A 25,493-nucleotide genomic window follows, 5' to 3' on the forward strand; every position below is an offset into this window, starting at 1 on the left:
ACAAGATGAACTACTTTAATGTTGGGAAAATCGTCAATACGCAGGGGTTGCAGGGTGAGATGCGAGTCTTGTCTGTGACGGATTTTGCAGAAGAACGGTTTAAAAAAGGGGCTGAGCTAGCCTTGTTTGATGAAAAAGATCAGTTTGTCCAAACAGTGACTATCGCTAGCCACCGTAAACAGAAGAACTTTGACATTATTAAATTCAAAGATATGTACCATATCAATGCTATTGAAAAGTACAAGGGATACAGTCTCAAGGTCGCTGAGGAAGATTTGAATGACCTAGATGATGGTGAATTCTACTATCACGAGATTATCGGTTTGGAGGTCTATGAGGGAGACAACTTGATTGGAACCATCAAGGAAATCCTACAACCAGGTGCTAACGATGTTTGGGTGGTCAAGCGAAAAGGCAAGCGTGATTTGTTATTGCCTTATATCCCACCAGTGGTTCTCAATGTTGATATTCCAAATAACCGCGTCAATGTGGAAATCTTAGAAGGGTTAGACGATGAAGATTGATATTTTAACCCTTTTTCCAGAGATGTTTTCTCCACTGGAGCACTCAATCGTTGGAAAGGCTCGAGAAAAAGGGCTCTTGGATATCCAGTATCATAATTTTCGAGAAAAGGCTGAAAAGGCCCGCCATGTTGACGATGAGCCCTACGGAGGCGGTCAGGGGATGTTGCTCCGAGCCCAACCCATTTTCGATGCCTTTGATGCTATTGAAAAGAAAAATCCGCGCGTCATTCTCCTTGATCCTGCTGGAAAGCAGTTCAATCAGGCTTATGCTGAGGATTTGGCTCAAGAGGAAGAACTTATCTTTATCTGCGGTCACTATGAGGGCTATGATGAGCGGATCAAGACCTTGGTGACAGATGAGATTTCCTTAGGAGATTATGTCTTAACTGGAGGAGAATTGGCAGCTATGACCATGATTGATGCTACGGTACGCCTGATTCCAGAAGTGATTGGAAAGGAGTCTAGCCACCAAGATGATAGTTTTTCTTCAGGCCTTCTCGAATATCCTCAGTACACACGTCCCTATGATTATCGTGGTATGGTTGTGCCGGATATTCTGATGAGCGGGCACCATGAAAAGATTCGTCAGTGGCGCCTGTATGAGAGTTTAAAGAAAACCTACGAACGCAGACCGGATTTGCTTGAACATTATCAACTGACAGCAGAAGAAGAAAAAATGCTGGCAGAAATCAAAGAAAACAAAGAATAAAGGAGAACCCTATGCAAGTAATCAAACGTGATGGAGAAATTGCTGAATTTAATCCAGATAAGATTTACCAAGCTATCTTAAAGGCAGCCCAGACTGTCTATGTATTGACAGATGATTTGCGTCAAAACCTTGCACAAGTCACTAAGAAAGTGGTTTTGGATTTGGAAGAAGCCAAGGTGGAACGTGCTACCATTAGCATGATTCAGTCTATGGTTGAACACCGTTTATTGGGTGCAGGTTACATTACCATTGCAGAACACTACATTTCCTATCGTCTACAACGAGATTTGGAAAGAAGTGGTTATGGAGACCATATCGCTGTTCATTTACATTTTGAACAAATTCGCTAAGAAAAAGAGTGGGATGAAGCAACTACATCTCACTCTTTCTTAAATCTATTTTTTTGAGCTGTTTGGACAGTTGAAGGGACAAATCGCAGGCGTTGAATATCGCTTATGCGGATAATACGGCTTACATTTTTAGCAAAATTTTTCACGATAATTTGCTGGCGTTGCTGATCGTATTTGATGATGTCACCTGTAAAGCTTGTCTCAGACAAGATAAGGTGAACAGCAGTTTGTTTCTGGATAGCCTCTTCAATAGTGGCTGTAAGGGAGTTGCTTTCAGTATGGTCTGGTTGATCATGTCCATTTAAAAAGTCATGTATTTTATCTAGAACTTGCTGGAATTTATGTCTCATATTGGCCTCCCTTCTTTTATATCAATATTATATAAAATTTTCCTAAAATCTACAAGATTTTACGAATAATCAAATGAAAGCTAAAAAAGGAGAAGAAAATGGCAGAATTTACATTTGAAATCGAAGAGCACTTGTTGACTCTTTCTGAAAACGAAAAAGGTTGGACTAAGGAAATCAACCGTGTGAGCTTTAATGGTGCCCCTGCAAAGTTTGATATTCGTGCTTGGAGTCCAGATCATACTAAAATGGGCAAAGGAATTACTCTCTCAAATGAAGAATTTCAAACCATGGTGGATGCCTTTAAAGGTAACTAATACTTAATGAAAATCAAAGAGCAAACTAGGAAGCTAGCCGTAGGCAGTACTTGAGTACGGCAAGGCGAAGCTGACGTGGTTTGAATTTGATTTTCGAAGAGTATAAGTTTTCAAAATGAAAGAAAAGGATACTGAGTCATGACAACTCGATATCCTTTTCTAGTTAGCAAAGTAAGCCTGATTTTTAAGGCGTTGAAGTAATGGACGGCTAATAAAACTAATAGCAATAATTTTACCAAGATCTGGGATGATAAAGGGAAATACCCCCACAAGAAGAGCTTTTTCAAATGGTATTCCAGCTAGGAAATGCAATCCAATGATCCCACCGACAAAAACAAGTGTATCTCCCAAGAGATTTGCTAGAAAAATTCTGACAAAACCACTATCACTGTTAGTTAGAGAAGAGGTAAGTCCAGAATAAACAAGATAAAACCAAAGATAGCCTGCAGTAGGACCAATCAAAGCATGAAATCCAGCTCCACCTCCTGCAAAGACAGGAAGACCGATAGCACCTAGAAGAAGATAGAGTCCAACAGAAAGTACAGCCTCTCTCGGTCTAAAGACAGTAGCAATCAAGCCGATTGCAAAGTTCTGCAGAGTGAAGGGAACAGGTCCAATTGGAAGACTGATTTGTGCCAAAACAGCAATGAGAGCAGCCCCAATAGCAGGGATAGCATAAACGTGAGCTTTTTTCAAAATAGTTAACCTCTTTTCTTATGTATAGTAACTATTATACTTGATTTAATATTATTGTCAACCTGTTTTTATAACAAAGGTAACAAAAACTGTAACGGCCGATTTTGCTGACTGGGTAAGTTGTTTTCATCGATTCGAAAATCATTAAAAAAGAAGCAGACACATTTGTATCAGCTTCTTTTGTGTCGATTAACGCATGGTTACAAATTCTTCAGATGCAGTTGGATGAATCGCCACAGTTGCATCAAAGTCTGCCTTGGTTGCTCCCATTTTGATAGCAACAGCAAATCCTTGAATCATTTCATCAACACCGTATCCAATTCCATGAAGTCCGACAACTTTTTCTTCTGAACCAGCTGTGATCAATTTGAAACGTGTTTCTTGACGGTTGCAAGTGCAAGCAGAGTACATAGAAGTAAAGCTTGATTTGTAAACCTTGATTTGGTCTTGACCGTATTCTTTAATAGCTTGCTCTTCTGTCAATCCAACAGTTCCGATAGCAGGGTGTGAAAAGACAACGGTTGGAATAGTTGAGTAGTCCATTTTAGCAGTTGTTTTGCCGTTAAAGAGACGTTCAGATAAAGTACGTCCAGCCTTGATAGCAACTGGAGTTAGTTCTTTTTCGCCTGTTACATCACCTAGAGCGTAGATTCCCTCAACAACAGTATTTTGGTATTCATCCACTTGGATAAAGCCACGTTCGTTCAGAGTTACTCCAGCTTTTTCAAGTTGCAAGCTCTTAACGTTTGGACGGCGACCAGTAGCCCAGATAACTTGGCTAGCTGTGTGACTAGTACCATCTTCAAAATGAATGGTAATGCCTTCAGCAGTTTTTTCTAACTTGACAGGGACTTTGTGAGTATGAAGTGGTAAGTTTGTTCTTTCCATTTCTTTGACCAAACCTTCAACGATGTAAGAATCAAAACCGCGTAAAGGACGGTCGCGACGAACAAAGAGATCTGTCTTGACACCAAAGGTGTGGAGTACGCCAGCCAACTCAACGGCAATATAACCCGCGCCTAGAATAGCAACTGACTCTGGCAATTCTTCCCAGGCAAATACATCATCAGAAGAGCCACCTAGTTCAGCACCAGGAATATTTGGAATACTTGGATGGGCACCAGTAGCAATCACGATATGTTTAGCACGAATCAGCTCACCATTTACGCTAACAGTATGAGAATCTACAAATTCAGCATGGCCTTCAATCAGGTCTACGCCGTTGCGTTTAAAACTGCCATCATAAGAAGAACGAGCGCGATCAATGTAGGCTTCACGATTGCGACGTAGGGTTGCAAAGTCAAAGTTAAGATCAGTAGTATTAAAACCGTAGTCTTCTCCAAATTGATGGAAAGTCTCAGAGATTTGCGCCCCGTACCACATGATTTTTTTAGGAACACATCCGACATTGACACATGTTCCGCCTAGTTTCTTTTCCTCAATAACGGCCGCTTTGGCTCCGTGTTCACCAGCACGGTTCATGGTAGCAATTCCTCCGCTACCTCCACCAATAGCAATGATATCATATTCTCTCATTGAAAACTCCTTTGTACTCTTTTAAATAGTAGAGTGTCATTTTTTGATAGTCATATTCTATCTTTTTTTTGATTTGATTGCAAAAATCTGCTACGTTTAAAAAAATTAAAGAAAAGGCTTGCAAAAAGTAAAAATAAAGTGTATTATATAACTAGTACAATGGTAATAAAAAATAGATTCCGAACAATAATTAAATCCCGAAATGTCATTATTTCGTTCTGAACTGTTATTGTTTATATTTGCTAATTTTGATATAATATTGTTAAGGACTTTAAATCAAAAAGGAGTTTCATTATGAAAAAGAATGGTAAAGCTAAAAAGTGGCAATTGTATGCAGCAGTTGGTGCTGCAAGTGTAGTTGTATTGGGTGCTGGGGGGATTTTGCTCTTTAGACAACCATCTCAGACCGCTGTAAAAGATGAAGCTACTCATCTTGTTGTTGCTAAAGAAGGAAGCGTGGCATCTTCTGTCTTATTGTCAGGGACAGTAACAGCAAAAAATGAACAATATGTTTATTTTGATGCTAGTAAGGGAGATTTAGATGAAATCCTTGTTTCTGTGGGGGATAAGGTCAGCGAAGGGCAGGCTTTAGTCAAGTACAGTAGTTCAGAAGCCCAGGCGGCCTATGATTCAGCGAGTCGAGCAGTAGCTAAGGCAGATCGTCATATCAACGAACTCAATCAAGCACGAAATGAAGCCGCTTCAGCTCCGACTCCACAGTTACCAGCGCCAGCAGGAGGAGAAGGTGCTGCAGCGCAAGCTCCAGCTCCAGTCTCAGGAAATTCCGTTTCATCTATTGATGCACAACTGGGTGATGCTCGTGATGCCCGTGCAGATGCAGCAGCGCAATTAAGCAAGGCTCAAAGTCAGTTGGATGCAACGACTGTTCTCAGTACCCTAGAGGGAACTGTAGTCGAAGTCAACCGCAATGTTTCAAAATCTCCAACTGGTGCTAGCCAGGTGATGGTTCATATTGTAAGCAATGAAAACTTGCAAGTTAAGGGTGAATTATCTGAATATAACCTTGCCAACCTATCTGTTGGCCAAGAAGTAACCTTTACTTCTAAAGTTTATCAAGATAAGAGATGGACTGGTAAGATTAGCTATATCTCTGATTACCCTAAAAACAATGGCGAAGCAGCAAGTACAGCTACCGCAGCTGCTGGTAATTCTGGTTCTAAATATCCATATACTATTGATGTTACAAGTGAAATTGGTGACTTGAAACAAGGATTCTCAGTAAGTGTTGAGGTCAAGAATAAGAGTAAAGCTATTTTGGTTCCTCTAACAAGTATTGTGAATGAAAATGATAAGAACTATGTCTGGGTGCTTGACGAGCAGAAAAAGGCCAAGAAAGTGGAAGTTGGTTTGGGTAATGCTGATGCGGACAACCAAGAAATCACTTCAGGTCTGACAAATGGAGTCAAGGTCATCAGTAACCCAACGTCTTCTCTAGAGGAAGGAAAAGAGGTGAAGACTGATGAAGCAACTAATTAGTCTAAAAAATATCTGCAGAAGTTACCGTAATGGTGACCAAGAACTGCAGGTACTCAAAAATATTAACCTTGAAGTGAATGAGGGTGAATTCGTTGCTATCATGGGACCATCAGGTTCTGGTAAGTCTACTCTCATGAATACGATTGGCATGTTGGATACACCAAGCAGTGGCGAATATTATCTTGAAGGCCAAGAAGTAGCTGGACTGGGTGAAAAACAACTAGCCAAGGTCCGTAACCAACAAATCGGATTTGTCTTTCAGCAGTTCTTTCTTCTATCCAAACTCAATGCTCTACAAAATGTAGAATTGCCCTTGATTTATGCAGGAGTTTCGGCTTCAAAACGTCGCAAGTTAGCTGAGGAATATCTTGATAAGGTTGAATTGACAGAACGTAGTCACCATTTACCTTCGGAATTATCTGGAGGTCAAAAGCAACGTGTAGCCATTGCGCGTGCCTTGGTAAACAATCCTTCTATCATCCTAGCGGACGAACCGACAGGAGCCTTGGATACCAAAACAGGCAACCAAATCATGCAATTATTGGTTGAACTGAATAAAGAAGGAAAAACTATTATTATGGTAACGCATGAGCCTGAAATCGCTGCTTATGCCAAACGCCAGATTGTCATTCGAGATGGAGTCATTTCATCTGATAGTGCTCAGTTAGAAAAGGAGGAAAACTAAGATGCAGAATCTGAAATTTGCCTTTTCATCTATTATGGCTCACAAGATGCGTTCTTTGCTTACCATGATTGGGATTATTATCGGTGTTTCATCGGTTGTTGTGATTATGGCTCTGGGTGATTCTATGTCTCGACAGCTCAATAAAAATATGACCAGATCTCAAAAAAATATCAGTGTCTTTTTCTCTTCTAAAAAAAGTAAAGATGGATCTTTTACTCAGAAACAATCAGCTTTTACGGTTTCTGGAAAAGAAGAGGAAGTTCATGTTGAACCACCAAAACCGCAAGAATCTTGGGTCAAGGAGGCAGCTAAACTGAAGGGAGTGGATAATTACTATGTAACCAACTCAACGAACGCCATCTTGACTTATAAAGATAAAAAGGTTGAAAATGCCAATTTGACAGGTGGTAACAGAACTTATATGGAGGCTGTTAACAATGAAATTCTTGCAGGCCGTAGTCTGAGAGAACAAGATTTCAAAGAATTTGCAAGTATCATTTTGCTTGATGAAGAATTATCCATTAGTCTATTTGGATCTCCTCAAGAGGCTATTAACAAGGTTGTAGAAGTCAATGGTTTTAGTTATCGAGTCATTGGTGTTTATACTAGCCAAGAATCTAAAAATTCAAAAATGTATGGTCTTGGCGGCTTGCCCATTACCACAAATATCTCTCTTGCTGCGAATTTTAATGTAGATGAAATAGCTAATATTGTCTTTCGAGTGAATGACACAAGTTTGACTCAAACTCTGGGGCCAGAATTAGCACGAAAAATGACAGAGCTTGCTGGCTTGCAACAGGGAGAATATCAAGTAGCAGATGAGTCAGCTGCATTTGCAGAAGTTCAACAATTGTTTAGTTTTATGACGACGATTATTAGTGCCATCGCAGGAATTTCTCTCTTTGTTGGAGGGACTGGTGTTATGAACATCATGCTGGTTTCGGTGACAGAGCGTACGCGTGAGATTGGTCTTCGTAAGGCTTTGGGTGCAACACGTGCCAATATTTTAATCCAGTTTTTGATTGAATCTATGATTTTGACCTTGCTTGGTGGAGTCATTGGTTTGACAATTGCGACAGGCTTAACCGCTATAGCTGGTATACTTTTACAAGGTTTGATTGCGGGTATAGAAGTGGGAGTATCAATTCCAGTTGCCCTATTTAGTCTTGCGGTTTCGGCTAGTGTTGGTATGATTTTTGGAGTCTTGCCAGCCAACAAGGCATCGAAACTTGATCCAATTGAAGCTCTTCGTTATGAATAGAATAAACAAGATGGACACTTGTCTATCTTGTTTTTGTATGGATTTCTCTATCGAAAATCCTTAAAAATGTGATATAATGAAGTGTTAGAAAAACAGGTTTCATTTGCCTGGAAAGGAAAAATTATGTCTGAAAAGAATTTTTATATTACAACGCCGATTTACTATCCATCTGGTAAACTTCATATCGGATCTGCCTACACAACCATTGCTTGTGATGTCCTAGCACGTTACAAACGCCTGATGGGCTACGATGTCTTTTATTTGACAGGTCTTGATGAGCATGGTCAAAAGATTCAACAAAAAGCAGAAGAAGCTGGTATCACACCTCAATCCTATGTTGATGGGATGGCAGTTGGAGTTAAAGAACTCTGGCAATTACTAGATATCTCATACGATAAATTTATCCGTACAACGGATAACTACCATGAAAAAGTTGTCGCACAGGTCTTTGAGCGCTTGCTTGCTCAAGATGATATCTATTTGGGTGAATACTCTGGTTGGTACTCAGTATCAGATGAGGAATTCTTTACAGAAAGCCAGCTTGCGGAAGTTTTCCGTGACGAAGCTGGAAATGTGACTGGTGGTATCGCTCCATCAGGTCACGAAGTGGAATGGGTATCTGAAGAATCATACTTCCTTCGCCTCAGCAAATACCAAGATCGTTTGGTCGACTTTTTCAAAGCCCATCCTGAATTTATCACTCCAGATGGTCGTCTGAATGAAATGCTTCGCAACTTCATCGAGCCAGGTTTAGAGGATTTGGCAGTTTCTCGTACAACCTTTACATGGGGAGTGCCTGTCCCATCAAATCCTAAGCACGTTGTCTATGTTTGGATTGATGCTCTTCTTAACTATGCGACAGCTCTTGGCTACGGTCAAGACGAACATGGTAACTTTGACAAGTTCTGGAATGGAACAGTCTTCCACATGGTAGGAAAAGACATCCTTCGTTTCCACTCAATCTACTGGCCAATCCTTCTTATGATGTTAGATATCAAATTGCCAGATCGTTTGATTGCCCACGGTTGGTTCGTCATGAAAGATGGTAAAATGTCTAAGTCTAAAGGGAATGTCGTTTACCCTGAAATGTTGGTAGAGCGTTATGGACTAGATCCACTTCGTTACTACCTCATGCGTAGCCTTCCAGTTGGTTCAGACGGAACCTTCACTCCTGAAGACTATGTCGGCCGTATCAACTATGAATTGGCTAATGACCTTGGCAACCTCCTCAACCGTACGGTTTCCATGATTAACAAGTATTTTGATGGACAAATTCCAGCCTATGTAGAGGGTGTAACAGAGTTTGACAATGCTCTTGCTCAAGTAGCAGAGCAATCAATCGCTGACTACCATACACACATGGATGCAGTTGACTATCCACGTGCTTTAGAAGCAGTCTGGACACTTATCTCTCGTACTAACAAATACATCGATGAGACAGCCCCATGGGTCTTGGCTAAGGATGAATCTCTTCGCGACCAATTGGCAAGTGTGATGAGCCACTTGGCAGCTAGCCTTCGTGTCGTAGCTCACTTGATTGAACCATTTATGATGGAAACTAGTCGTGCAGTCTTGACTCAACTTGGTCTAGCAGAAGTTTCTAGCCTTGAAAACTTGAGCTTGGCTGACTTCCCAGCAGATGTGACTGTAGTTGCCAAAGGAACACCAATCTTCCCACGTCTGGATATGGAAGAAGAAATCGCCTATATCAAGGAACAAATGGAAGGCAACAAACCAGCAGTCGAAAAAGAGTGGAACCCAGACGAAGTTGAACTCAAACTAAACAAGGAAGAAATCAAGTTTGAAGACTTTGACAAGGTTGAAATCCGTGTCGCAGAAGTCAAAGAAGTGTCTAAAGTAGAAGGTTCAGATAAGTTGCTTCAATTCCGCCTAGATGCAGGTGATGGTGAAGACCGTCAAATCCTCTCAGGAATTGCAAAATACTATCCAAATGAACAAGAATTGGTCGGCAAGAAAGTTCAAATTGTTGCCAACCTCAAACCTCGTAAGATGATGAAAAAATATGTCAGCCAAGGGATGATCCTCTCAGCTGAACATGATGGACAATTAACACTTCTTACAGTTGATCCAGCTGTACCAAATGGAAGTGTGATTGGGTAAAAGTAGACAGGACTAGTTCAGGCTAGTTCTGTTTTTTATTTACACTCAATGAAAATCAAAGAGCAAACTAGGAAACTATAGTAGATTGAAATAAGATATGAACAAATCGATTAGGAAAATCAAATTAATTCCTAGAAATGTTTTAATAGCCATGGCGTACTATTCTAGTTTCAATATACTATAGTAGCAGGTTGTTCAAAACACCGTTTTGAGGTAGTAGATAAGACTGACGAAGTCAGCTCAAAACACTGTTTTGAGGTTGTGGATAGAACTGACGAAGTCAGTAACCATATCTACGATAAGGCGACGCTGACGTGGTTTGAAGAGATTTTAGAAGAGTATTAACTATTCTGCTTTACAAACTAGTGTGAAAGTGGTATATTATAGATGAAGTTGCTAGTATGTATTACAAAATAGATTAGAAGGGAGAAGTGATGAAAGAAACTCAACTATTAAAAGGTGTTCTTGAAGGTTGTGTCTTGGATATGATTGGTCAAAAAGAGCGGTATGGTTATGAGTTGATTCAGACTTTGCGAGAGGCTGGATTTGACACTATCGTTCCAGGAACTATTTATCCTTTGTTGCAAAAGTTAGAAAAAAATCAATGGATAAGAGGCGACATGCGTCCGTCGCCAGATGGTCCAGATAGGAAGTATTTTTCATTAACGAAAGAAGGAGAAGAGCGTGTCTCGGTCTTTTGGCAACAATGGGACGATTTGAGTCAAAAAGTAGAAGGAATTAAGAATGGGGGTTAAACCATGAAGAAAATGAAGTATTATGAAGAAACAAGCGCCTTGTTGCATGAGTTTTCTGAGGAGAATCAGCAGTATTTTGAGGAATTGTGGGATAGTTTTAATCTTGCTGGATTTCTCTATGATGAGGACTATCTCAGAGAGCAGATTTATTTGATGGTGTTAGATTTCTCAGAAGCAGAACGAGATGGCATGAGTGCAGAGGATTATTTAGGTAAGAATCCTAAAAAAATAATGAAAGAGATGCTCAAGGAAGCACCACGCAGTTCTATCAAGGAGTCACTGTTGACGCCAATCCTTGTCCTAGTGATATTACGTTACTATCATCTACTGGGTGATTTTTCTAAAGGTCCTCTCTTAACAGTCAATTTGCTTACGTTTTTAGGGCAACTTCTTCTTTTTCTGATTGGATTTGGACTTGTGGCCACAATCTTACGTTGGGGGCTAGTCCAAGATTCTCCTAAAATGAAAATTGGCACCTATATTGTCGTTGGGATTCTTGTTCTGCTAGTTGTTCTGGGATATGTAGGAATAGGAAGTTTTGTACAAGAAGGAGCATTTTATCTTCCTGCTCCCTGGGATAGTTTCCTTGTCTTTACGCTTTCTCTAGTCATCAGTATTTGGAATTGGAAAGAAGCGGTCTTTCGTCCCTTTGTCAGTATGATTATTGCCCACCTTATTGTAGGTTCTCTGCTCCGTTATTATGCGTGGATGGGCATTTCAAATGTTTTCCTTACAAAAGTTATTCCTTTAGCCGTTCTCTTTATTGGTATCTTTCTCCTGTTCCGTGGGTTTAAGAAGATAAAATGGAGTGAAATATAGTCAAAAAGCCGTTGCAAAGCGGTTTTTTGTTATAATGAAGGGAAGAATGTTAGAAATTTAAGGAGAAAAATTTGATGAGATACATAACTCTTGGTCAAGATGACAAAGAATTATCAGAAATTGTTCTCGGAATGATGAGAATAGAAGATAAGTCTGTAAAAGAAGTTGAAGAGCTTGTAGAAACAGCACTTTCTGTTGGAATCAATGCTTTTGACTTGGCTGATATATATGGTCGTGGTCGTTGTGAAGAGCTGTTAGGTATTGTCCTAAAAAATCGTCCAGATTTAAGAGAAAAGATGTGGATTCAGTCCAAATGTGGCATTCGCATTGAAGAATTTACCTATTTTGATTTTTCTAAGGACTATATTATAAAATCAGTAGACGGAATTTTGCAAAGATTGAAGATTGATCATCTAGATAGCTTGCTCCTTCATCGACCAGATGCTTTGATGGAATCTGACCAAGTAGCAGAAGTCTTTGATCTCCTTTATAAACAAGGTAAGGTTCGAGATTTTGGAGTTTCTAATCAAAATCCTATGATGATGGAGTTGCTTAAAAAAGATGTCAAGCAGCCGTTAGCTGTTAATCAGCTACAATTGAGTGCGGCTTTTACTCCAGGATTCGAATCAGGTTTTCATGTTAATATGGAAGATAGTCAAGCAACTATGCGAGATGGCAGCATTTTTGAATATTGCAAATTACACGATGTGGTCATTCAAGCATGGTCTGTCTTACAATTTGGGTATTTTAAAGGGAATTTTGTTGGAAATGAGAAATTTCAAGCTTTAAATCAAGTACTTGATCGTTTAGCTATTAAATATGGAGTAACCCCTTCAACTATTGCCATTTCTTGGATATTGCGTTATCCAGCAAAAATGCAGGCAGTTGTAGGTACCACAAATCCTAAGCACTTGAGAGAAGTTAGCCAAGCGACAAACTTTAGCTTAACAAGAAAAGAATGGTATGAAATCTATCTTGCTGCAGGGAATAATTTGCCGTAAGTAGAAGCAGATGTAAATAAATCACAGTCAAAAAGCCGTTGTAAAGCGGTTTTTTTGTTATAATGAAGGGGAGAATTATTGATATTAAAGGAGAAAAACATGACATTTGAAGAAATGCTGCCTGGGTTAAAGGCTAAGAAAAAATATGTTCGTACTGGTTGGGGAGGTGCTGAAAACTATGTGCAGCTTTTTGATACCATTGAACAAAACGGGGTTGCACTTGAAGTGACGCCTTACTTCTTAATCAACGTGTCTGGCGAAGGAGAAGGTTTTTCCATGTGGAGTCCGACACCTTGTGATGTTTTGGCGACGGATTGGGTAGAAGTGCATGACTAAACGTGTACTCATTACAGGAGTGAGTTCAGGGATCGGATTGGCTCAGGCTCGACTCTTTTTAGAGAATAACTATCAAGTTTACGGAGTGGACCAAGGTGAAGATCCACTCTTAGAGGGTAATTTTCACTTTTTACAGAGAGATTTGACCTTGGATTTAGAGCCTATTTTTGATTGGTGTCCTCAGGTGGAAGTTTTGTGCAATACTGCTGGAGTTTTGGATGATTACAAACCACTTTTGGAACAGACAGCGCAGGAAATTCAAGAAATTTTTGAAATCAACTATATGACTCCTGTTGAGTTGACTCGCTATTATTTGACGCAAATGTTGGAAAATAAAAAGGGGATCATCATCAATATGTGCTCTATCGCTTCTAGCCTAGCAGGTGGAGGTGGTCACGCCTATACTTCATCTAAGCATGCTTTGGCTGGATTTACCAAGCAGTTGGCTCTAGACTATGCTGAAGCTGGGATTCAGGTCTTTGGTATCGCTCCAGGAGCAGTTAAGACAGCTATGACTGTTGCCGACTTTGAACCAGGTGGCTTGGCTGACTGGGTGGCGAGTGAAACGCCAATCAAACGCTGGATTGAACCAGAGGAAATAGCAGAAATCAGCCTTTTCTTAGCAAGTGGGAAGGCAAGCGCTATGCAGGGGCAAATTTTTATAATAGATGGTGGCTGGTCTTTGAAGTAGGAGGAGTTGGATGGAAATCAAAAATCATTTTGGAGTCTATGGTGTTTGCTTTGAAAATGGGAAGTTACTCTGCATTGAAAAAACGAGAGGCCCTTATCAACATCGGTATGATCTACCTGGAGGCAGTCAGCAACTTGGTGAAGGACTGACGGAAACGCTGACTAGAGAAGTTATGGAAGAGACGGGATTAACTGTTAGAAGCTACTCTAATCCTCGAATCTACGATGTTTTCGTCAGGGAAGAGTTAAAAAATTTTATGGTTCACCATGTCATGACCTTGTATGATGTTGAAATGAATGAGAGTGCACCTCAAGTTACGATTTCGGAAGCTGTGTCTGATGGTGCGAATGATTCACTTGGATATATTTGGATGGATATTCAAGAGATCACAGAAGAAAATGCATCGCCATTAGTCTTGAAGGTTAAGTCTGAATTATTAGGATTTCCAGAACTGGACAAGACTTCTTACATGAATTGGAAGGTGAATGATGAGAAACCAACTTGCCCTTAGTGGCGAAAAACTTGATGAAAAAGTTTACCCACAACTATTTCATCATGTTGGCATGATTCGTGGGGAATATTTGTTGAGAGAGGTTAATCAAAACATCATATTAGCAAGTTGTCAGCAATTTGTAAAAGATTATCTAGAGACTATCTGCTCCCTGTACTCAGATGAAGAAGTTTGGTATCGTTTTTCTGAATTAACGAATACAGAAGCTAATTATTTAGAGGGGACTAAAGAGTGTTTTGACGAACGTTATCCTTTGTTTGGATATAGAGGAACTAGGCGTTTACTGGCGTGTCTGGATGAATTTCAGGCTGAGGCAAATGTCGTTACAGAGGTTTATCAAAATAATCCCAATCTGTCTCTTATTTTTCCTTTTGTCAATGATGCCGACCAATTAAAACAAGCTATTAGAGTATTGCGTGAACATGGTTTTACTGGGAAAATTGCCACGATGATTGAATTACCGTCAGCATATTTTGACTTAGACAGCATACTGGAAACGGGCATTTCAAAGATTGTAGTTGGAATGAATGATTTGACTTCTTTTATTTTTGCCACTGTTAGAAGCAGTCAATGGCATGATATGGAAAGTCCAATTATGTTAGATATGCTAAGAGATATGCAGGATAAAGCAAGGATGAAAAAGATTGACTTTGCTGTAGCAGGCTATTTGAATACTTCTTTCATACAAAAAATGAATCAGATGGGTATCGAATGCATTATCCACTATAGTTCTATTCCAGAGATTTTTAATTTAGAGATTGACCATCCAGACCATCTCAAACATATAAAAGAAGAAAGTAAGAAATTACAAAGGAGCACCCATGACACCGCAAGAAATGTGGAATGCATACAAGAAAATTAACCCCTCTATAGGAGATGAAATTGATGCTTGGGCTTTTGGAGTGGAAGCAGACCTTTTAGCAGATTTGGTTTTAAGAGGCGAAAAGACTGCAACAGCATCAGCCTACGACCTCTATGCACTAGAAGCCGAGTCTCTTCCTCAAGAAGGAACTTTTGATGTCATTTTAGATAGTCAAAATCAGGCTGTCTGTATTGTCGAAATTACAAAGGTTTCTATCCAGTCCTTCAATCAAGTTTCTGCTCAACATGCCTTTAAGGAAGGGGAAGGTGACAAATCCCTCGCCTATTGGCGTCAGGTTCATAAGGATTGTTTCGCCGAGTGGCTGAGAGAAGCAGGATTGACTTTTACACCTGAAAGCAAGGTTGTTTTAGAAGAATTTCGTAAGGTCTACCCACTGTAGATTGCTAGAAGGAAGAAAGTTTTGGAAATCGCTGTCCAATCCTTTTTTCTCAAGCAAAACATGATATAATAAGTTTGTTTGAAGAAGAGTAGCAGCTCTTAAACTTAGAATAGGAGAAAACTATGCAAGCAGTTGAACATTTTATTAAGCAATTTGTTCCTGAACATTATGATTTATTTTTAGACTTGAGTCGTGAGACCAAGACGTTTTCTGGGAAGGTGATCATCACTGGGCAAGCACAGAGTGACCGCATTTCCCTTCATCAAAAAGACTTGGAAATCGCCTCTGTAGAAGTTTCAGGTCAAGCTCGCCCATTCACAGTTGACCATGACAATGAAGCCCTTCATATTGAACTTGCGGAAGCAGGTCAAGTTGAAGTGGTTATCGCTTTCTCAGGAAAAATTACAGACAACATGACAGGGATTTACCCTTCTTATTACACAGTTGATGGAGTCAAGAAGGAAGTCTTGTCTACTCAGTTCGAGAGCCATTTTGCGCGCGAAGCTTTCCCATGTGTGGATGAGCCAGAAGCTAAAGCAACTTTTGACCTCTCTCTACGTTTTGACCAAGCAGAAGGTGAATTGGCCTTGTCTAACATGCCAGAAATCGATGTTGAAAACCGTAAGGAAACAGGTATCTGGAAGTTTGAGACAACACCTCGCATGTCTTCTTACTTGTTGGCCTTTGTTGCTGGTGATTTGCAAGGGGTGACCGCTAAAACTAAGAATGGTACCCTCGTTGGTGTATACTCTACCAAAGCACATCCACTTTCTAACCTTGATTTCTCTTTGGACATTGCCGTTCGCTCTATCGAGTTTTACGAAGATTACTACGGAGTCAAGTATCCAATCCCTCAATCTCTCCATATCGCCCTTCCTGACTTCTCAGCTGGAGCTATGGAAAACTGGGGTCTTGTAACCTACCGTGAAGTTTACTTGGTTGTGGATGAGAACTCTACCTTTGCCAGTCGTCAACAAGTTGCCCTTGTTGTGGCCCATGAATTGGCTCACCAATGGTTTGGTAACCTCGTAACTATGAAATGGTGGGATGACCTTTGGCTCAATGAAAGCTTTGCTAACATGATGGAATATGTCTGTGTGGATGCCATTGAGCCAAGCTGGAATATCTTTGAAGATTTCCAAACAGGTGGAGTACCTCACGCTCTTGAACGCGATGCGACTGATGGTGTTCAGTCTGTTCACGTCGAAGTCAAACACCCAGATGAAATCAATACGCTCTTTGATGGCGCTATCGTCTATGCCAAAGGAAGCCGTCTCATGCACATGCTTCGTCGTTGGCTAGGTGATGCCGATTTTGCCAAAGGTTTGCATGCCTACTTTGAAAAACATCAGTACAGCAATACAATTGGTCGTGACCTTTGGGATGCTCTTGGTCAAGCATCTGGTCGTGATGTCGCAGCCTTCATGGATTCTTGGTTGGAACAGCCTGGTTACCCAGCTCTTACTGTCAAAGTTGAAAATGATGTCTTGAAGATTTCACAAAAACAATTCTTTATCGGTGAGAACGAAGATAAGAACCGTCTCTGGGTTGTGCCACTCAATAGTAACTGGAAAGGCTTGCCTGATACACTCGAAACTGAAAGCATCGAAATTCCTGGCTACGCAGCCCTTCTTGCTGAAAATGATGGAGCTCTTCGTTTCAATACTGAAAATACAGCCCACTACATTACCGACTATCAAGGAGACTTGTTGGATGCAGTTCTTGCTGAGCTAGAGACACTTGATAACACAAGCAAACTTCAAATCGTTCAAGAACGTCGTTTGTTGGCTGAAGCAGGGCACATTTCTTATGCTGACTTGCTCCCAGTCCTTGATAAACTTGCTAAAGAAGAATCATACCTTGTCGTTTCAGCTGTTTCTCAAGTAATTTCTGCCCTTGAACGCTTTATCGATGAAGGAACAGAAGCTGAAATAGCCTTTAAAGCATTGGTAGCTAAATTGGCTCGTCATAACTATGACCGTCTTGGTTTCGAAGCTAAAGATGGTGAATCAGATGAAGACGAATTGGTTCGTCAGTTGACCATTTCCATGATGATTCGCTCAAATGATTCAGAAGCTAGCCAAGTCGCTAGCCAAATCTTCGTGGCTCACAAGGATCAGCTTGCAGGACTTCCAGCAGCTATTCGTTCCCAAGTCCTAATCAATGAAATGAAACATCACGAGACTAAAGACTTGTTAGCACTTTATCTTGATACTTATACGCACGCAACAGATGCTGTCTTTAAACGCCAGTTAGCAGCGGCTCTTGCCTACAGTACAGATGCGGACAATATCCAAACCTTGATTGCTTCTTGGAAGGACAAATTTGTGGTCAAACCACAAGACTTGTCAGCTTGGTATAATCATTTCCTATCTCATCAAGCAACTCAGGAAACAGCTTGGTCTTGGGCGCGTGAAAACTGGGCTTGGATTAAGGCAGCTCTTGGTGGAGATATGAGCTTTGATAGCTTTGTTATCCTTCCTGCACACGTATTTAAGACTCAGCAACGCTTGGCAGAGTACAAGGAATTCTTTGAGCCACAACTTTCTGACCTTGCTCTTAGCCGTAACATCGGTATGGGAATCAAGGAAATTGCAGCGCGTGTTGACTTGATTAACCGTGAAAAAGCTGCAGTGGAAGCAGTCGTTCTTCAATATGGAACTAAATAATTAAGCCTAAAATAAAAAGAAAACTCAGCTATCTCATGTAAAATGCAGAGAGTTGAGTTTTTTTTAAGGCAAATTTGGTATAATGGTTTTAATAAGGAGGAGTTTCTCATGATAAAAATCTTATTGGTTGAGGATGACCTAGGCCTGTCAAATTCAGTATTTGACTTTTTAGACGATTTTGCGGATGTCATGCAGGTATTTGATGGGGAAGAAGGTCTCTACGAAGCTGAAAGTGGCGTCTATGATTTGATTTTGCTCGATTTGATGTTGCCTGAAAAAAATGGCTTCCAAGTCTTGAAAGAATTGCGTGAAAAAGGAATTACGACTCCAGTTCTGATCATGACTGCCAAGGAAAGTTTGGATGACAAGGGACATGGATTTGAACTGGGAGCAGATGATTATCTGACCAAACCTTTCTACCTAGAAGAACTCAAAATGCGGATTCAAGCCCTTCTCAAACGTTCAGGTAAATTTAATGAAAACACCTTGACTTATGGAAATATTGTAGTTAATTTGTCAACAAATACCGTTAAGGTTGAAGATAATCCAGTCGAATTGCTGGGGAAAGAGTTCGATTTACTGGTTTATTTCCTTCAAAATCAAAATGTTATTTTGCCTAAGACTCAGATTTTTGATCGTCTATGGGGATTTGATAGTGACACAACGATTTCAGTTGTCGAAGTCTATGTTTCAAAAGTCCGTAAGAAATTAAAAGGAACCACTTTTGCAGATAATTTGCAAACCTTGCGCAGTGTTGGGTATATTTTAAAAGATGTTCAGTAAACTAAAAAAAACATGGTATGCGGATGACTTTAGTTATTTTATCCGCAACTTTGGTGTCTTCACTCTGATTTTCTCCACAATGACCTTGATTATTTTGCAGGTCATGCATTCGAGTCTCTATACTTCGGTGGATGATAAGCTTCATGGCTTGAGCAACAATCCTCAGGCAGTTATTCAGTTGGCGTTAAATAGGGCGACAGAAGAGATTAAAGATTTGGAGAATGCTGCTACAGATACTAGTAAGACTGATGTAAAACCCAATGTTAGTTCCAATACAGAGGTTATTCTTTTTGATAAGAATTTCACTCAGCTCCTTTCTGGAAATCGATTTTTGGGCTTGGATAAGATTAAGTTAGAAAAGAAAGAACTAGGTCATATCTATCAGATTCAGGTTTTTAATAGCTATGGACAGGAAGAAATCTATCGCATGATTTTGATGGAAACGAATATCAATTCGGTTTCAACCAATATCAAGTATGCGGCTGTCTTGATTAATACCAGTCAGTTGGAGCAGGCCAGTCAAAAGCATGAGCAATTGATTGTGGTCGTGATGGCTAGTTTCTGGATTTTGTCTTTGCTTGCCAGTCTCTATCTAGCTAGGGTCAGTGTTAGGCCCCTGCTTGAGAGCATGCAGAAGCAACAGTCCTTTGTGGAAAATGCCAGTCATGAGTTACGAACTCCGCTTGCAGTTTTGCAAAATCGCTTAGAGACCCTTTTTCGTAAGCCGGAAGCTACCATTATGGATGTGAGTGAAAGCATTGCCTCTAGTTTGGAAGAAGTCCGAAATATGCGGTTTTTGACGACAAACCTTCTTAACTTAGCTCGTAGAGATGATGGGATTAAGCCGGAACTTGCAGAAGTTCCAACCAGTTTTTTCAATACGACTTTTACAAACTATGAAATGATTGCTTCGGAAAATGACCGTGTCTTCCGTTTTGAAAATCGTATCCATCGAACGATTGTCACAGATCAGCTCCTTTTGAAACAACTGATGACCATCCTATTTGATAATGCTGTCAAGTATACTGAAGAGGATGGTGAAATTGATTTTGTGATTTCAGCGACTGATCGTAGTCTTTACTTGTTAGTTTCCGACAATGGAGTCGGTATTTCAGTAGAAGATAAGAAGAAAATTTTTGATCGTTTTTATCGAGTGGACAAGGCTAGAACTCGTCAAAAAGGTGGCTTTGGTTTAGGATTATCCCTAGCCAAGCAAATTGTAGATGCCTTAAAAGGAACCATTACTGTTAAAGATAATAAACCAAAGGGAACAATCTTTGAAGTGAAGATAGCCATCCACACACCATCTAAAAAGAAAAAATAAAAATATCGCTCCGACTGGGGCGATATTTTGGATTTATCTTCTACGTTTTCGTTTGATGATAGACCGTTGAATTTTTAAAACAAGTAAGCTGGATCCGATTGCTGCAGCAAAGGCAAGAGCAGTTGATAATTTTAACGCTAAAAAGATAAAACTAAAGATGGCAATACAGATACAAAAAACAGCGATATTAACAAAAAATAGGATTTCCTTGAGATTGGTATCAGATTGCGCTTCAGGTGTATAATCTTGATAGCGAGGAACCTGCTGGCTTAATTCTTCTTGATAGTCTACCTCATAGGATTGTAATTTTCTTACGGGCATTATTCTCTCCTTAACAGTACATACCTATTTTATCATTTTTTCAGCAGAGAATTATTACAGAAAGGTTACAAAAAGAATAAAGTCCCTTTTCATTTTTAAAGAATGGCTGATTTTTGAGAAATGTGGTATAATTTTCCTTATGGAAAAGATTATCATTACAGCAACTGCTGAAAGTATTGAACAAGTTAAACAACTGCTCGAAGCTGACGTAGACCGTATCTATGTCGGTGAGAAAGATTTTGGCCTTCGTCTGCCAACAACCTTTAGTCATGACCAATTGCGTGAAATCTCTAAGCTGGTTCATGATGCGGGTAAGGAATTGATTGTTGCAGTTAATGCCCTCATGCACCAAGACATGATGGACCGTATCAAGCCTTTCTTAGACTTTTTGGAAGAAATCAAGACAGACTACATCACGATTGGGGATGCAGGTGTCTTTTACGTAGTCAATCGCGATGGTTATTCATTTAGAACAATCTACGATGCTTCGACTATGGTAACTAGCAGTCGTCAGATAAACTTCTGGGGACAAAAAGCTGGCGCATCTGAGGCTGTTTTGGCGCGTGAAATTCCATCAGCTGAACTCTTCAAAATGCCAGAGATTTTGGAAATTCCTGCTGAAGTTTTGGTTTACGGAGCTAGCGTCATCCACCATTCTAAACGCCCGCTCTTGCAAAACTACTATAACTTTACGCATATAGATGATGAAAAGACGCGTAAGCGTGACCTTTTCTTGGCTGAGCCAAGTGATCCTGAGAGCCATTATTCCATTTTTGAAGACAATCATGGGACCCATATCTTTGCCAATAACGACCTTGATTTGATGACCAAATTGACAGAATTGGTGGAGCATGGTTTCACTCACTGGAAGCTAGAAGGGCTCTACACTCCTGGTCAGAACTTTGTTGAGATTGCAAAACTCTTTATCCAAGCGCGTAGCTTGATCCAAGAGGGAAACTTTAGCCATGACCAAGCTTTCTTGCTGGATGAGGAAGTACGCAAGTTACATCCTAAAAACCGTTTCCTTGATACAGGATTTTATGACTACGATCCTGACATGGTTAAATAAAGTAAATGATTCGTTGAGAGAAGGAAGATGCAAAGATTTCTTCTCTCAATTTTTCTTATTCTCCAATATTTTCAAAAAATCAGTAGGCTAGGACGCTCTGTTTACTGAGACTTTTAAGTAAAGTGCCCTTCTTGAGTTTGAAAATTATCCCATGTTTGCAGGTGCCAAATGGCCCTTTTTTTGGTATAATTTTTTATAATGGAAACGATTGGTAATCGCTATGTTGTGGTTGATTTAGAGGCAACTAGCACAGGTAGTAAGGCTAAAATTATTCAAGTGGGAATTGTCGTGATTGAGGACGGAAAAATCGTCGATCACTATACGACGGATGTCAATCCGCATGAACCCTTGGATGTTCATATCAAAGAACTGACAGGATTGACAGATCAACGTCTGGCGCAAGCACCTGATTTTTCGCAAGTTGCTAGAAAAATCTTTGACTTGGTGGAGGATGGGATTTTTGTGGCCCATAATGTTCAGTTTGATGCCAATCTCTTGGCGGAAAATTTATTTTTTGAAGGCTATGAACTAAGAAATCCTCGTGTTGACACGGTCGAATTGGCTCAGGTCTTTTTCCCTGAACTGGAAAAATATAGTTTGCCTATTTTGTGTCGAGAATTAGGAATTTCTCTAAAACACGCCCATACAGCCCTTTCAGATGCTCAAGCTACAGCAGAATTACTCTTATTTCTACGGAAAAAGATGGTTCAGCTTCCTAAAGGTCTTTTGGAACGCTTGCTGGAGATGGCTGACGCTCTCTTATATGAGTCCTACCTGGTTATTGAAGAAATTTATCGCAGTCAATCTATCCTGAGTTCTCCAGACTTGGTCCAAATTCAAGGACTATATTTCAAGAAGACTGCAGTCCCCCTGAAGCCGCGAAAATTATCTCAGGATTTTTCTAAAAATATTTCTCTATTGAACCTTGAAATGAGGGAGAAGCAAGAAAGTTTTGCTAAAGAGGTTGGCTTGCTATTGAAAGATGAGCCTGTCTCATTGATTCAAGCGCCGACAGGGATTGGAAAAACCTATGGCTATCTCTTACCTGCTTTATCTCAAGTAAAAGGGCGTCAAATTGTTCTTAGTGTTCCGACAAAGATTCTTCAAAATCAGATCATGGAAGAAGAAGGAACACGTCTTAAGGAAGTGTTCCATATAGATATTCATAGTTTAAAGGGGCCTCAAAATTATTTGAAGTTGGATGCCTTTTATCGTTCCTTGCAGGAAAATGATGAAAATCGCTTATTTAGACGCTTTAAAATGCAACTCTTGGTCTGGTTGACTGAGACAGAGACAGGAGATTTGGATGAAATCGGGCAACTCTACCGTTATCAACATTTTCTGACAGATCTTCGTCATGACGGGAATTTATCATCTCAAAGCTTATTTGTGATGGAAGATTTTTGGAAACGTAGTCAAGAAAGGGCACAAACCTGCAAGCTTTTAGTGACCAATCATGCCTATCTTGTAACCAGACTTGAAGATAATCCTGAATTTGTCAGCGACCGTTTATTGATTATTGATGAAGTTCAAAAAGTTTTGTTAGCCCTAGAAAATCTGCTTCAAGAGACCTACGATATCCAGTCTATTATCGATTTGCTTGATAAGGCTTTATTAGGAGAAGAAAACAGGGTTCAACAACGAATACTAGAAAGTATTCGCTTTGAGTGTCTCTACTTGATAGAACAATTTCAGTCTGGAAAATCTCGGAAAAATATCTTGGATTCTTTTGCCAATCTCCGCCAGTATTTTTCAGAATTAGAAGTAGAGGGATTTGAGGAACTGGTTCGCTATTTTACGGCTGAGGGTGATTACTGGCTTGAAGCAACTGAAACGAGTCAGAAGAAAATTCAGATTTCTTCTACGAAATCAGGCCGTATTCTTCTATCTTCCTTAGTGCCTGATTCATGTCAAGTCTTGGGAGTGTCGGCCACTCTTGAGATTAGTCAGAGAGTTTCTTTGGCAGATCTTTTAGGCTATCCTGAAGCTAAATTTGTCAAGATTGAAGCTGGTAAAAAACAGGATCAAGAAGTGGTCTTGGTCAAAGATTTTCCTCTAGTAACAGAAACTTCCTTAGAAGTATATGCCAAGGAGGTAGCTGATTTACTGATGGGAGTTCAAGCTTTCCAACAACCGATTTTGGCTCTTTTTACTGCTAAAGACATGCTTCTGTCAGTTTCAGATATGCTTCCTGTAAATCACTTGGCCCAGTATAAAAATGGCGATGTTCATCAGCTTAAGAAACGCTTTGAAAAAGGTGAACAACAAATCCTGCTTGGTGCCGCAAGTTTCTGGGAAGGAGTTGATTTTTCAAGCCATCCTTTTGTGATTCAAGTTGTACCAAGACTTCCTTTCCAAAATCCTCAAGAGCCCTTGACGAAAAAGATTAATCAAGAACTGAATCAAGAAGGGAAAAATGCCTTTTATGATTATCAGTTGCCAATGGCCATTATTCGTTTAAAACAGGCTTTGGGAAGAAGTATGAGACGTGAACACCAGCGTTCCTTAACCCTTGTTTTGGATAGGAGAATTGTCGGAAAGCGATATGGCAAACAGATAGTAGCATCTCTAGCAAAAGAAGCGAGCGTTACAACAATCGCTCAATCTGCAGTTAATGAGGCTGTTGATAAATTTTTAAATGAACTTTGATAAATAGTATTGTATGAAAGTATAAGGTTAGTATATATGAAACGTTCTCTCGACTCTAGAGTCGATTATAGTTTGCTCTTGCCAGTGTTTTTTTTACTGGTTATCGGCGTGGTGGCTATTTATATAGCCGTTAGTCATGATTATCCAAATAATATTCTGCCCATTTTAGGGCAGCAGGTTGCCTGGATTGTCTTGGGGCTTGTGATTGGTTTTGTGGTCATGCTCTTTAATACAGAATTTCTTTGGAAAGTGACTCCTTTTCTATATATTTTAGGCTTGGGACTTATGGTCTTGCCGATTGTTTTTTATAATCCAAGCTTAGTGGCATCAACGGGTGCCAAAAACTGGGTATCGATAAATGGTATTACTTTATTCCAGCCGTCAGAATTTATGAAGATATCCTATATCCTCATGTTGGCCCGTGTCATTGTCCAGTTTACCAAAAAACATAAGGAATGGAGACGTACAGTTCCGCTGGACTTTTTGTTAATTTTTTGGATGATTCTCTTTACCATTCCAGTCCTAGTTCTTTTGGCACTTCAAAGTGACTTGGGGACGGCTTTGGTTTTTGTAGCCATTTTCTCAGGAATCGCCTTGCTATCAGGAGTTTCTTGGAAAATTATTATCCCAGTATTTGTGACTGCTGTAACAGGAATTGCTGGTTTCTTAGCTATTTTTATCAGCAAGGACGGAAGGGCTTTTCTCCATCAACTGGGAATGCCGACCTACCAAATCAATCGTATCTTGGCTTGGCTCAATCCTTTTGATTTTGCTCAAACAACGACCTATCAGCAGGCTCAAGGACAGATTGCCATTGGAAGCGGTGGCTTATTTGGTCAAGGTTTTAATGCTTCTAATCTGCTTATTCCAGTTCGAGAGTCGGATATGATTTTCACGGTCATTGCAGAAGATTTTGGATTTATTGGCTCTGTCCTTGTTATCGCCCTTTATCTCATGCTGATTTACCGTATGTTGAAGATTACTCTTAAATCAAATAACCAGTTCTACACCTATATTTCCACAGGTTTGATTATGATGTTGCTCTTCCACATCTTTGAGAATATCGGTGCTGTGACGGGCTTGCTTCCTTTGACTGGAATTCCCTTGCCTTTTATTTCTCAAGGAGGATCGGCTATTATCAGTAATTTGATCGGTGTTGGCTTGCTTTTATCGATGAGTTACCAGACCAATCTAGCTGAAGAAAAGAGCGGAAAAGTCCCATTCAAACGGAAAAAGGTTGTATTAAAACGAATCAAATAA

General features: G+C 40.0%; 26 protein-coding genes. 22 read left to right on the forward strand and 4 right to left on the reverse strand.

The window, feature by feature from the left end:
- Positions 1-5 precede the first annotated feature (5 nt).
- From rimM to RWO85_RS01350, 3 genes are read left to right on the forward strand one after another with little or no spacing between them, the layout of a single operon-like run.
- On the forward strand, positions 6-524 hold the full coding sequence (gene rimM / locus RWO85_RS01340) for a ribosome maturation factor RimM (protein WP_261102282.1): 519 nt from the start codon (positions 6-8) through the stop codon (positions 522-524).
- Positions 514-1,233 (forward strand): tRNA (guanosine(37)-N1)-methyltransferase TrmD, encoded by a 720-nt coding sequence (trmD, locus tag RWO85_RS01345; RefSeq protein WP_314413491.1) that lies wholly within the window; start codon positions 514-516, stop codon positions 1,231-1,233. The genes rimM and trmD overlap by 11 nt, the downstream gene beginning before the upstream one ends.
- Positions 1,234-1,244: 11 nt before the next feature.
- Entirely contained in the window at positions 1,245-1,583 is a 339-nt protein-coding gene (locus tag RWO85_RS01350) for an ATP cone domain-containing protein (protein WP_001196040.1), read from the forward strand.
- A gap of 29 nt (positions 1,584-1,612) precedes the next feature.
- On the opposite strand, the gene RWO85_RS01355 is transcribed toward RWO85_RS01350, so the two are convergent.
- Positions 1,613-1,933 (reverse strand): hypothetical protein, encoded by a 321-nt coding sequence (locus RWO85_RS01355; RefSeq protein WP_042901198.1) that lies wholly within the window; start codon positions 1,931-1,933, stop codon positions 1,613-1,615.
- A 98-nt stretch (positions 1,934-2,031) separates the two neighbouring features.
- Between RWO85_RS01355 and RWO85_RS01360 the strand changes: the two genes are divergently transcribed.
- A complete protein-coding gene (locus RWO85_RS01360) occupies positions 2,032-2,247 on the forward strand; it encodes a YdbC family protein (protein WP_000807422.1) in 216 nt (71 codons plus the stop codon).
- A gap of 159 nt (positions 2,248-2,406) precedes the next feature.
- On the opposite strand, the gene RWO85_RS01365 is transcribed toward RWO85_RS01360, so the two are convergent.
- Both RWO85_RS01365 and gor read right to left on the reverse strand, forming a co-directional pair.
- Positions 2,407-2,943 carry a biotin transporter BioY gene (locus RWO85_RS01365; protein ID WP_314413492.1) on the reverse strand — a complete coding sequence of 179 codons (537 nt, stop codon included), beginning with the start codon at positions 2,941-2,943 and terminating at the stop codon, positions 2,407-2,409.
- A 189-nt stretch (positions 2,944-3,132) separates the two neighbouring features.
- Entirely contained in the window at positions 3,133-4,479 is a 1,347-nt protein-coding gene (gor, locus tag RWO85_RS01370; RefSeq protein ID WP_314413494.1) for a glutathione-disulfide reductase, read from the reverse strand.
- Positions 4,480-4,770: 291 nt separating this feature from the next.
- On the opposite strand from gor, the gene RWO85_RS01375 reads away from it, so the two are divergent.
- The 15 genes from RWO85_RS01375 to ciaH all read left to right on the forward strand — a co-directional run bounded on the left by RWO85_RS01375 (position 4,771) and on the right by ciaH (position 20,194).
- The gene (locus RWO85_RS01375) at positions 4,771-5,976 is read left to right on the forward strand and encodes an efflux RND transporter periplasmic adaptor subunit (protein WP_314413550.1); all 1,206 of its coding nucleotides are present in this window, start codon (positions 4,771-4,773) and stop codon (positions 5,974-5,976) included.
- On the forward strand, positions 5,960-6,661 hold the full coding sequence (locus RWO85_RS01380) for an ABC transporter ATP-binding protein (RefSeq protein WP_084862378.1): 702 nt from the start codon (positions 5,960-5,962) through the stop codon (positions 6,659-6,661). The genes RWO85_RS01375 and RWO85_RS01380 overlap by 17 nt, the downstream gene beginning before the upstream one ends.
- Before the next feature lies 1 nt (position 6,662).
- A complete protein-coding gene (locus tag RWO85_RS01385; RefSeq protein WP_314413496.1) occupies positions 6,663-7,922 on the forward strand; it encodes an ABC transporter permease in 1,260 nt (419 codons plus the stop codon).
- 123 nt (positions 7,923-8,045) lie between these two features.
- Positions 8,046-10,043, forward strand: a complete 1,998-nt coding sequence (gene metG, locus RWO85_RS01390; RefSeq protein WP_314413498.1) for a methionine--tRNA ligase — start codon at positions 8,046-8,048, stop codon at positions 10,041-10,043.
- 434 nt (positions 10,044-10,477) lie between these two features.
- The gene (locus RWO85_RS01395; RefSeq protein WP_314413500.1) at positions 10,478-10,798 is read left to right on the forward strand and encodes a PadR family transcriptional regulator; all 321 of its coding nucleotides are present in this window, start codon (positions 10,478-10,480) and stop codon (positions 10,796-10,798) included.
- A 3-nt stretch (positions 10,799-10,801) separates the two neighbouring features.
- Entirely contained in the window at positions 10,802-11,617 is an 816-nt protein-coding gene (locus RWO85_RS01400; RefSeq protein WP_314413502.1) for a hypothetical protein, read from the forward strand.
- A 74-nt stretch (positions 11,618-11,691) separates the two neighbouring features.
- Entirely contained in the window at positions 11,692-12,618 is a 927-nt protein-coding gene (locus tag RWO85_RS01405; RefSeq protein WP_314413504.1) for an aldo/keto reductase, read from the forward strand.
- A gap of 99 nt (positions 12,619-12,717) precedes the next feature.
- Positions 12,718-12,954, forward strand: coding sequence for a DUF2829 domain-containing protein (locus RWO85_RS01410; RefSeq protein ID WP_000142162.1), 237 nt, complete (start codon positions 12,718-12,720; stop codon positions 12,952-12,954).
- Positions 12,947-13,645, forward strand: coding sequence for a 3-oxoacyl-ACP reductase (locus tag RWO85_RS01415; protein WP_314413506.1), 699 nt, complete (start codon positions 12,947-12,949; stop codon positions 13,643-13,645). Before RWO85_RS01410 ends, RWO85_RS01415 begins: the two co-directional genes overlap by 8 nt.
- 10 nt (positions 13,646-13,655) lie before the next feature.
- Positions 13,656-14,156: an NUDIX hydrolase gene (locus tag RWO85_RS01420; protein ID WP_314413508.1), complete on the forward strand. Its 501-nt coding sequence runs from the start codon at positions 13,656-13,658 to the stop codon at positions 14,154-14,156.
- A complete protein-coding gene (locus tag RWO85_RS01425; protein WP_314413510.1) occupies positions 14,134-15,018 on the forward strand; it encodes a putative PEP-binding protein in 885 nt (294 codons plus the stop codon). Before RWO85_RS01420 ends, RWO85_RS01425 begins: the two co-directional genes overlap by 23 nt.
- The gene (locus RWO85_RS01430; RefSeq protein ID WP_314413512.1) at positions 14,978-15,418 is read left to right on the forward strand and encodes an ASCH domain-containing protein; all 441 of its coding nucleotides are present in this window, start codon (positions 14,978-14,980) and stop codon (positions 15,416-15,418) included. The genes RWO85_RS01425 and RWO85_RS01430 overlap by 41 nt, the downstream gene beginning before the upstream one ends.
- A 122-nt stretch (positions 15,419-15,540) precedes the next feature.
- Positions 15,541-18,087 carry a M1 family metallopeptidase gene (locus RWO85_RS01435; RefSeq protein WP_314413514.1) on the forward strand — a complete coding sequence of 849 codons (2,547 nt, stop codon included), beginning with the start codon at positions 15,541-15,543 and terminating at the stop codon, positions 18,085-18,087.
- Positions 18,088-18,195: 108 nt separating this feature from the next.
- Entirely contained in the window at positions 18,196-18,870 is a 675-nt protein-coding gene (ciaR, locus tag RWO85_RS01440; RefSeq protein WP_314413516.1) for a two-component system response regulator CiaR, read from the forward strand.
- Positions 18,860-20,194, forward strand: coding sequence for a two-component system sensor histidine kinase CiaH (ciaH, locus tag RWO85_RS01445; protein ID WP_314413518.1), 1,335 nt, complete (start codon positions 18,860-18,862; stop codon positions 20,192-20,194). Before ciaR ends, ciaH begins: the two co-directional genes overlap by 11 nt.
- A 33-nt stretch (positions 20,195-20,227) precedes the next feature.
- On the opposite strand, the gene RWO85_RS01450 is transcribed toward ciaH, so the two are convergent.
- The gene (locus RWO85_RS01450) at positions 20,228-20,515 is read right to left on the reverse strand and encodes a DUF3270 domain-containing protein (protein ID WP_314413520.1); all 288 of its coding nucleotides are present in this window, start codon (positions 20,513-20,515) and stop codon (positions 20,228-20,230) included.
- A gap of 139 nt (positions 20,516-20,654) precedes the next feature.
- On the opposite strand from RWO85_RS01450, the gene RWO85_RS01455 reads away from it, so the two are divergent.
- The 3 genes from RWO85_RS01455 to RWO85_RS01465 all read left to right on the forward strand — a co-directional run bounded on the left by RWO85_RS01455 (position 20,655) and on the right by RWO85_RS01465 (position 25,493).
- Complete coding sequence (locus tag RWO85_RS01455; RefSeq protein WP_314413522.1) at positions 20,655-21,584, forward strand: peptidase U32 family protein; 930 nt, start codon at positions 20,655-20,657, stop codon at positions 21,582-21,584.
- A 198-nt stretch (positions 21,585-21,782) separates the two neighbouring features.
- Entirely contained in the window at positions 21,783-24,233 is a 2,451-nt protein-coding gene (locus RWO85_RS01460; protein ID WP_314413525.1) for a bifunctional DnaQ family exonuclease/ATP-dependent helicase, read from the forward strand.
- 36 nt (positions 24,234-24,269) lie between these two features.
- A complete protein-coding gene (locus RWO85_RS01465) occupies positions 24,270-25,493 on the forward strand; it encodes an FtsW/RodA/SpoVE family cell cycle protein (protein ID WP_314413527.1) in 1,224 nt (407 codons plus the stop codon).

The sequence above is a fragment of the uncultured Streptococcus sp. genome (assembly GCF_963521865.1).
Lineage (GTDB): Bacteria > Bacillota > Bacilli > Lactobacillales > Streptococcaceae > Streptococcus.